Consider the following 8961-nt stretch of genomic DNA (forward strand, 5'->3'; position numbering starts at 1 on the left):
AATGAACGAACAGATGCCGGAAAACTGGAAAACATATAAACTTGGAGAAATTGCTACACTAAGGAAACAGACGGTTCGGCCAAAAGATTTCAACGGTGAAAAGTATATTGGACTTGAGCATATAGGCCAGGGTGATTTTCTTTTAAATGGAATTGGAATATCAAGCGATGTTACCAGTAATAAATTCAAATTTAAAAGCGGAGATATTTTATATGGAAAAATCCGACCGTATTTTAAAAAGGTTTATAAACCGACCTTTTCAGGAATTTGTTCTACAGATATTTTAATAATTAAATCATCTTCCGAAGATGCTGTAATCCAGGAATATTTATATCAATTAATAAAAACTCAGGCATTTACAGATAAAGCGGTAGAAACAAGTTCAGGAACTAAAATGCCAAGAGCAGATTGGAACAGTTTAGAGCAAGCTGAATTTATCTTTCCTCCTTTATCAGAACAAAAATCCATCGCCTCCATCCTTTCTGCTTTAGACGATAAGATCGAGCTCAACCTCCAAATGAACAAAACCCTGGAAGAAATGGCTATGGCTTTATACAAACACTGGTTTGTAGATTTTGGGCCGTTTCAGGATGGAGAATTTTTAGATTCTGAATTGGGGAAAATTCCGAAGGGATGGGAGGTAAAGAGATTAGACGAATTTGCACTTAAAAAATCTGAGTCTTTTAATTTTAAAAATAAAGAAGATGTAGTATTTGTAAATACTGGTGATGTGCAAGAGGGAAGGTTTCTTCACTCCAACCGTCTGCCTAAAAAAGGACTTCCCGGTCAGGCAAAAAAGGCCATAGAAAAAGGAGATATTTTATACAGTGAGATTCGTCCTAAAAATAAAAGATTCGCATATGTGAATTTTGATTCAGAGGATTATGTTGTTTCCACAAAATTTATGATAATCAATCCTAAAAGTAATATTCTATCAAAATTACTTTACCGCATTTTAACAATGCAATCTACGGTGGATAATCTGAATTCAATTGCTGAAGGAAGGTCTGGGACTTTTCCACAGATAACTTTTGATGCAATAAGTGATTTAAAATTTATTTTACCTCCATTGGATGTTCAGGAACAATTCCAAGCAATCGTTGGTCCTATGGAATTGAAGCAGGATGAGCTTTATATTGAAAACCAAACCCTCACTCAACTCCGCGACACCTTACTTCCAAAACTCATCAGTGGGGAAGTCCGGGTAAAAGATGCTAAAAAAACTTTATCTGAAGTCTTATGATAGAAATTACGGTTCAAAATGCGGCAATTGAATATCTAAAAGACCTGGGCTACCAGCACCGGGAGGGAAATTCCCTAAACCGTGACCTTAAAAAGGTTGTGCTGGAAAAGGAGTTGAGGGATTTCCTGCTTTCCACCTATCCCGATGTTCCGGCTACCGCCATCAATGAAGCCCTGGCGGGTTTTACCCAACATTCCGGGATGGATTTAGACCACCGCAACCGTGATTTTCACCGTAAACTCACCCAGGGCATTTCGGTTTCCTGGAAAGATAAAAACGGCAAAGAACTGGCCAAACATATCTACCCCATCAATTACCGCGAACCGGAGCAAAACCAGTTTATCTGTGCAGATGAAGTAAAAGTAATCGGTAAAAACAGTCGGCGCGCCGATTTGGTGATCTTTATCAACGGCCTTCCGCTCATCGTTTTTGAATTCAAAAATATGTTTGATGCCGAAGTTGGCGTAGATAACGCCCACCGGCAAATTGGTCATTACCTGCAGGATATTCCGCAACTATTCGATTTTAACGCTATCACCATCGTTTCAGACGGGATGCAAACTTTGCACGGGATGTATAACTCCTCTTTAAAATGGTTTGCCCCCTGGAAAAGTTTAAAGGGCGATGATATAAAACAGGAAACCGAGCTTCAGTTGGAAACTTTACTCAACGGCCTTTTCCCAAAAGCTACTCTTTTAAATTATATTCAGAATTTTATTTTCCACGAAGACCATAATGGAAAGATCATCAAAAAAGGAGCTAAATACCACCAGTATTGGGGTATTCAAAAAGCAGTTGAAAGTGCGGTAGAAAATATTAAACCAAAAGGTGATGGTCGGCTGGGAGTAATCTGGCATACCCAGGGATCGGGAAAAAGTATTTCAATGGCCATCCTTACCGGGATCCTACGGCAAATGCCGGAAATGAAAAATCCAACGATAGTGATCCAGGTAGACCGTTCCGATCTCGACCAGCAGTTATATGAAAATTTTGTCCTGGCCAAAGATTTGGTAGGCGATGTACAGCACGCTGATACTACGGAAGAATTAAGGAATCTGTTACATTCAGATGGGGGCGGGGTAATTTTTACCACCATTGAGAAATTCCGTTTAAAAGACCTGGAAACAGGAAAAGAAACCCGGCACCCGGTACTTTCAGAAAGATACAACCTAATTATTATGGCCGATGAAGCCCACCGTACCCAATACGGGTTTCACGATGGCGGCTTCGCACAAAACCTTCGAAGGGCTTTGCCCAATGCTTCCTTTATCGGGTTTACCGGTACGCCGGTAGACAGCAAAGACGCTGATACACAAATGGTGTTTGGACCTACCCTTCACAGCTATGATATAGAACAGGCGGTTAAAGATGGCGCCACGGTGCCTATTTATTACGAGCCTAAAATGGTTCCTTTAAACATAAAAGCCGCCTATAGCGCGCAGCTCGATGAAATTGAAGACGATGAAGATAATCCTTCCAATGCTGTTTGGGCGGCCATAGAAGATGCCGCAGGAGCACAGAGCCGGGTAGAAAAAGTGGCCGGGGATATCCTGGAGCATTTTCTGGCAAGAACGGCTACGTTGGAAGGAAAGGCGATGGTGGTTTGTATGAGCAGGCGTAATTGTGTAAAGATGTATGATGCCTTAACTGCTTTGGATGGCTGCCCTGAAATTGCGGTGATTATGACCGGAAATATCAGTAAAGATCCACCAGAATGGAATAAGCATATACGAACCAAAGATGCTATGGAAGCGATTAAAAAACGTTTCCGAAATCCTGCTGACCCTTTAAAGATGGTGATTGTACGGGATATGTGGCTTACCGGATTTGATGCGCCTATTATCCATACGATGTATGTAGATAAGATTATGAAAGGTCATAACCTTATGCAGGCCATCGCCCGGGTGAATCGGGTGTTTGAAGACAAACCCAGCGGCCTGGTGGTAGATTTTATAGGAATTTCGGGTTACCTGGCTGAAGCTACTAAAAAATATACTTCAGGTGGAGGGAGAGGAAAACCCGCAGTAGATATAGAAATGGCCGTCAACTTATGTTTTGAGCAGCTGGAAACGGTAAAGGAATTGATGGGTGGTTTTAGTATGGAAGAAATCGACCAGATGGATGATCGCGAAAAACTGCGTTGGTCTAAGAAAGTGATAAACGATCTACTGCAAACCGATCCTATAACCGATAACTTTCTACGGGAAGAAAGAAAATTGTCGGAGTTGGTGTCGATGACCAGCTCAGATAAGCGCATTTGGGAAATTCAGGATGATGTGGCCATTATTCAGAAAATAAGAAAGACAATCAGGAAGATTAAATTTCCGCCGGGCCCGCAGCGAGAGAAAAACGAGCGGATTAAAGATCTTATAAGCAAATCTTTGGAATCCCAGGAGATTGTAGACCTGGCAAAGATGTATGACCTGGACAAAATTGATATCTCCATTATAGATGATCGCTTTCAGGCTACAGTAAAAGAAAAAGGAGATGAGAATGTAAAAATTGAATTGCTGCGGCGCATTATCAATGATGAGTTGCGGGTACGAATGCCCAAGAATATTAAAAAAGCCAGAAGACTCCGCGATGAGCTTGAAAAGATTTTGAGCAACTATCATAAAAACAGTCTGGATTCCATAGCAGCGATTAAGCATTTGCTTGATATAGCCGATGAGTTTCAGCAGGATGATATTAGAACCAAACAACTCGGTTTAACCGAAGATGAACTGGCATTTTATGATCTGCTTTCTGCCAACGAAAAAATATTGAATAAAGCAGGGCCTATTCAGGATTTGGTGCATAAAGTAGTGGATTCGGTAAAGAAAAACCTTCAGCTAGATTGGACTAAAAAAGAAGATGCCAGGGCAGCTATTCGCCTGGCCGTAAAAAAAGAACTCCGCGGAAAAGTACCATTTTCAGAGCTGGATAATTTACTCAAGGAAGTGATTGAACAGGCAGAGGGGCAGTATAGGGATTGGCCGGTGGAGGCTTAGGTGGTAATAGTGCGTAAAAAGGCTATTAGAGGCATAATTTGTAAGCTGAAAAGTGGAATAAATGTTTTAACACTAAATTAATTAGGATTTTTTAGAGTTGTCATTATATTTGCAACCTAAAAAGTTTAGCTATAACTAAACAATGTAAGCTTCCCCTAATTAGAACTGCTTGATTGTCCAAAAATATTATTTTTCATTCTCCTGGCGGTACCGCCAGGAGAATGAATTTTAGCGAATGCTACCGGTGCCATTTTTCCCAGTGCATTATGGGGTCTTACGTTATTGTAATCTTCCATCCAGGTCTCAGTTTGTTCCCTTACTTGATTGAGATCTTCAAAAATGTATTTATTGAGAACGCCTCTTCGATAGGTTCCATTGAATCGTTCTATAAAAGCATTCTGGGTTGGTTTTCCGGGTTGAATATACTGGAAATCGATTTCATGCATCTGGCTCCATTCTGAAGCTATTTTAGCAATAAATTCAGGACCATTATCCATTCTTATCTTTTGGGGTTTTCCTCTGCGATTAATCAAATGGTTTAGTACCCAGACGACACGTTTGCTGGGCAGTGAAAAATCAATTTCTATATGCAATGCTTCCCGGTTGTAATCATCGATTACCGTCAAGCCACGGAAGCGCCTTTTATTTTCTAAAACATCGGTCACAAAATCAATACTCCAACTACAATTAGGAGCTATGGGAGCCTCCAGGGGTTCTTTAACCCTGGCAGGTAAACGCTTTTTCACCTTTCTTCTCAAACTTAAGCCAAGCTTTTTATAAACCCGGTACACTCGTTTGTGGTTCCAGGACTTACCTTCATTCCTTAATCGATCGTAAGCCATCCAGAAGCCTTCCTCGCTATGTTCTTTAGCTTTTTGTCGTAAGGCCTTCTCTATAGCAGTATCGTCCTTTGGGATTGGCTTGTAATAAAAAACGCTTTTGCTCATATTTAAAACCCGGCACGCCCTGCTGATACCGTAATGAACAAGTTCTTTGGCTATGGCTCTTTTACGGCAGGGCTTTAAAGCTTTTTTTCAATGATTTCTTTGGCCATTTGATGATCCAGGGATAGATTGGCATACATCTGTTTCAGTCTTCGATTTTCCTCTTCCAGATCTTTTAGGCGCTTCAGCTCTTTGCCGTTCATACCGCCATAGCGTTCCCGCCACTTGTAAAATGCCGCTGTACTAATGCCATATTCACGGCTGATCTCTGCGGCCGTTTTTCCGTTATCAAATTCCTTTAAAATCTTTGCGATTTGCTGTGGTGAATATCTACTCTTCTTCATAATTACTGTTTAAAGTTATAAAATATATTATACTTTTAAACAGTTCGTTTTTAAGGGAAGCTTACAACAAAGTGAGTGAATATTCAATAGAATTGTCTAACTTAGTCAGTCCGAATACGGAGATATCAGTATATGAACTGTGTAAGAATGGGGAAAGTTTGATAGCTCAATTTGCAAGGACTATAGAAACGGATAAGAAATTATTTAACCAATTTTCGGGAGCTATTTCTATTGTAGAAAGAAGTTCGAGTTTTTCCCGACCATTACCAAAAACTAAATTTAGGCAAATTGAAGGTCATAACTTAGCTTGCAAAGTTTATGAGGCTAAAAAAGGGAGCATCAGGATTTATCTTTTTCACCAGGAAAAAACCGGTAGAGTTATAGTTACGGGAGGTAAAAAAGGTAACCAGAAAAAAGATATAAAAGCAGTAGCTAAAATTATCAAAGAATTTCAAGAAAACACCTAGAGCGATGAGAGACAAAATAATTAGCCAGCCCGGTTATTGGGTGGAGCAAATTAACGGGATATTATATGATGCAATAATGGATTATATGGAAACCCATAATATGAAAAGAAAAGATCTAGCTAAGCATCTTGGTATCAGTAAAGGTAGAGTTTCTCAAATTATTAATGACGGAGAAATTAATTTCCGCTTAGAAAAGATTATCGAGATTTCCCTAAAGTTAGGGATGGTTCCGCATTTTAGTCTGGAAGAAAAAGCTGAATTTCTAGCAAAAGAGGAAATACATCTTATTAAAAAGGAAATAAACGATATGGCCGATTTTTTTGAAAGTGACAGGGATGATACTAAAGTTGTACAATTATACGCTAGTACTAAATCTAATACAATTGTGGAGTCGTCTGGAATGAATGTAGAAGAACCTTTAGCCCAAACTTGTTAGAAATGAGTAAAGAGATTAAAATTGGTTATAGAATTTTAAAAATCCATACTAAAAGTTTTTCTGTTAACGATATTCCAGAAGAACAGTTCAATTCTTTATTTAACAATGGAAATTCCATACTGAATATTGGAAGCAATATAAATTTTGATAAGGATAAATCTACGATCACTATAGATATTCAAACCTCATTAACGAAAAAGGGCGGAAACAAACAGATTGTATCTCATAGTGGGCGCACCGTATTTTTAATAAATGAATTGAAAAAACTATTTAATTCGAAAGAGAATTCTTATGATCTTCCGAATAATTTTCTCTTGCAACTTTTAGGAATTTCCTTTTCTCATAGTAGAGCACTACTATCTACGGAATTGCAATCAACTGCCTACGCTGATAAATTTATATTGCCGGTAGTTAACCCTAGTATCTTGCTTCCCAAGAATCTTCAGCAGCCTAAAAGAGAAAAATAATTATACTCTTTTTTAAGGATATGTAATTACGTGACAGGGATGTGACTAAAGCATATAATTGCTTTCTGAAAGTCCCTGTTTCTAGGCTTTAAAATAGGTTACAGGATGTGATAAAAGATGATTAAGTTTTTAATCTCTTCGATTATTGGCTAAGTGAGAGTTATGGAGTAATATTTTAAAGTCTGTTTTGAATGGGCTCATTACGGGCTCATTTAATAGAGTAGGAGAAATATAAAAGACTATAAGACCTGTGATCTCAATAGGTTTCAGCGATTGAATAAGGGCTCATTGAGTTCTCAATAAAAAAACTCCTGCTTCGAAAAACAGGAGCTCTATGAAATATTAAAATTAATTTTACCATTCTAAATATACAAAAAAAACCTAACAAGTCTGATGCTTAACCTTGCTTTCATAGCTTCAGAGAATAAAAGGAAGGATTATAAGCTTCCCTAAAAGAAAATAGTTTGATTTGGAATACCTTTATTTTATATTGAATTAAGTTAAGATGCTTTGCATTTACTGCAACAATAATTCACTGGCTTCATCCAGTATGGCAGTATCCAGCTCTTTTAAATAAGCTTTGGTGGTTTTTACATCCTGATGGCCTAAAGATTCACTTATTATATCGGTTCCTGCCCCTTTTTGTTTTAAGCAGTTGGCGAAGCTATGTCTGGCAACATAACTAGTAAGGGGTTTATCAATTCCGGCAAGAATTGCTAATTCCTTTAAATCCTTATTAAACTTGCTCAGGGTTTTTCTTTTTCTATCATTTAATTGAGTGGGGGTGAGGTTTTCCCTAAGGAGTATTGGAAAAATATATGGTCTTTTATTTTTACGGTAATAGTCAAGTATTTCTTTTACCGGGGGCATAATTTTTATGATGAAATTTCCTTTGGTTTTGGATCGCGTGTAATGAATTCTGTCGCCGGAAACATTACTCCACTTGAGTCTCATCATATCGGCGAAATTCATTCCTCTGGTATAAAAGCTAAAAATAAAATAATTTCTACTGTTGATTAAATGAGGTTTATCACTCAAATCTAGATTTTGAAGGTTATGAACTTCTTCAATGTTTAGAGCTTTTTTAATTGCTTTGCCTTTTAGTTTCGAAATTTTATAGTGTTTAAAAGGGTAAAGTTTTTCGTCTATTATACCTCTTTTTATTGCCACGTTGAAAATAGCCCGTATAGCCCTCATTTTAACCCCAATACCTCCTCCGGTTCCGCCTTTATTGCGAAGGTGTACTTCATATTTATCTAAAAAGGTAGGGGTCACTTCGTAGAAATGTAAAGATTTTTGTTTCACGAATCTTTGTACCGAATTTTTAGTGTGGTGATAAATGGCTGCATTGCTCATTCTCCCTGCTTCTTTAAATTCATCAATTTGCTCTTGCCAAAATGCGAATATATTTGAAGCTTCAGGATTTGATTGTGTTCTAAATTTTCTTTCAAAATCATTTAGGCTATAGAAATCCTGGTTCATTTCCAGTTCACTTATGACTTCTAAAGCACGATCTTCAAATTTTCCTATTAATCGATTAGACTTAATTTGTTGGGTAAATTTCTTATTAAAGCGTCCTAATTTAGAATCCCATTCATTTAAATTAGCTTCGAATGGAGTACTGAAGAATTTAGATTTACGATCTTTGGTAACCCTTAAAAGAACTGGGTATTTTCCATTTTTTAGTGCAGTTTTACGGAGGGTAGTTTTTATGGAAGCCATAGTTTTATTTTTAGATTTCCGCAAATTTTATGTACAACATATGTACAACAAATTGACAAATAAAGGTAATTTAAAGAAACTAAAATAAAAATTATATTTCATAAAACATTGAAAATCAGTTAAATGAAAACAAATGAAAGTTACGGGTAGGCTATTTCCGACTTCTCATAATCAAGGGGTCCCTGGTTCGAGCCCAGGTGGGACCACCGATAAACAAAGGCTTCACGAGGTTTTACCTGTGAAGCCTTTTTTCATTGTGTGCCGTGCATGGCGTATAACTCGACGGTGAAAGTCCGTTATGAGGGTTTATAGCTACCTATCATTAGCTAAGAGCAAGGGTGTCCACCG

Annotated in this window: 7 protein-coding genes; 5 read left to right on the top strand and 2 right to left on the bottom strand. The window is 37.9% G+C overall.

All coding sequences use genetic code 11. The features are described from left to right. Nucleotide 1 precedes the first annotated feature (1 nt). Both DET49_RS14420 and DET49_RS14425 read left to right on the top strand, forming a co-directional pair. Nucleotides 2-1243, top strand: coding sequence for a restriction endonuclease subunit S (locus DET49_RS14420; RefSeq protein ID WP_133548886.1), 1242 nt, complete (start codon nucleotides 2-4; stop codon nucleotides 1241-1243). Continuing rightward, nucleotides 1240-4233 (top strand): type I restriction endonuclease subunit R, encoded by a 2994-nt coding sequence (locus DET49_RS14425; RefSeq protein WP_133548888.1) that lies wholly within the window; start codon nucleotides 1240-1242, stop codon nucleotides 4231-4233. Before DET49_RS14420 ends, DET49_RS14425 begins: the two co-directional genes overlap by 4 nt. Before the next feature lie 155 nt (nucleotides 4234-4388). On the opposite strand, the gene DET49_RS14430 is transcribed toward DET49_RS14425, so the two are convergent. Further along, nucleotides 4389-5521 (bottom strand): IS3 family transposase gene (locus DET49_RS14430; RefSeq protein ID WP_133548890.1). Its coding sequence is split into 2 segments (ribosomal slippage): nucleotides 4389-5260 and nucleotides 5260-5521, totalling 1134 coding nucleotides; the frame shifts between segments, so codons are not numbered across the junction. A gap of 158 nt (nucleotides 5522-5679) precedes the next feature. Between DET49_RS14430 and DET49_RS14435 the strand changes: the two genes are divergently transcribed. The 3 genes from DET49_RS14435 to DET49_RS14445 are packed head-to-tail and all read left to right on the top strand — an operon-like array spanning nucleotide 5680 to nucleotide 6891. Further along, complete coding sequence (locus tag DET49_RS14435) at nucleotides 5680-5988, top strand: hypothetical protein (RefSeq protein ID WP_133548892.1); 309 nt, start codon at nucleotides 5680-5682, stop codon at nucleotides 5986-5988. A gap of 4 nt (nucleotides 5989-5992) precedes the next feature. Next, nucleotides 5993-6424 (top strand): helix-turn-helix domain-containing protein, encoded by a 432-nt coding sequence (locus DET49_RS14440; RefSeq protein WP_133548894.1) that lies wholly within the window; start codon nucleotides 5993-5995, stop codon nucleotides 6422-6424. 2 nt (nucleotides 6425-6426) lie between these two features. Then, nucleotides 6427-6891, top strand: coding sequence for a hypothetical protein (locus tag DET49_RS14445; RefSeq protein WP_133548896.1), 465 nt, complete (start codon nucleotides 6427-6429; stop codon nucleotides 6889-6891). A gap of 516 nt (nucleotides 6892-7407) precedes the next feature. Here the strand turns inward: DET49_RS14445 and DET49_RS14450 are convergent. Further along, nucleotides 7408-8613 carry a site-specific integrase gene (locus tag DET49_RS14450; protein WP_133548899.1) on the bottom strand — a complete coding sequence of 402 codons (1206 nt, stop codon included), beginning with the start codon at nucleotides 8611-8613 and terminating at the stop codon, nucleotides 7408-7410. Nucleotides 8614-8961: the final 348 nt, after the last annotated feature.

Origin of the sequence: Salegentibacter sp. 24, from assembly GCF_004362395.1 — a bacterium.
Taxonomy (GTDB): Bacteria; Bacteroidota; Bacteroidia; order Flavobacteriales; family Flavobacteriaceae; genus Salegentibacter.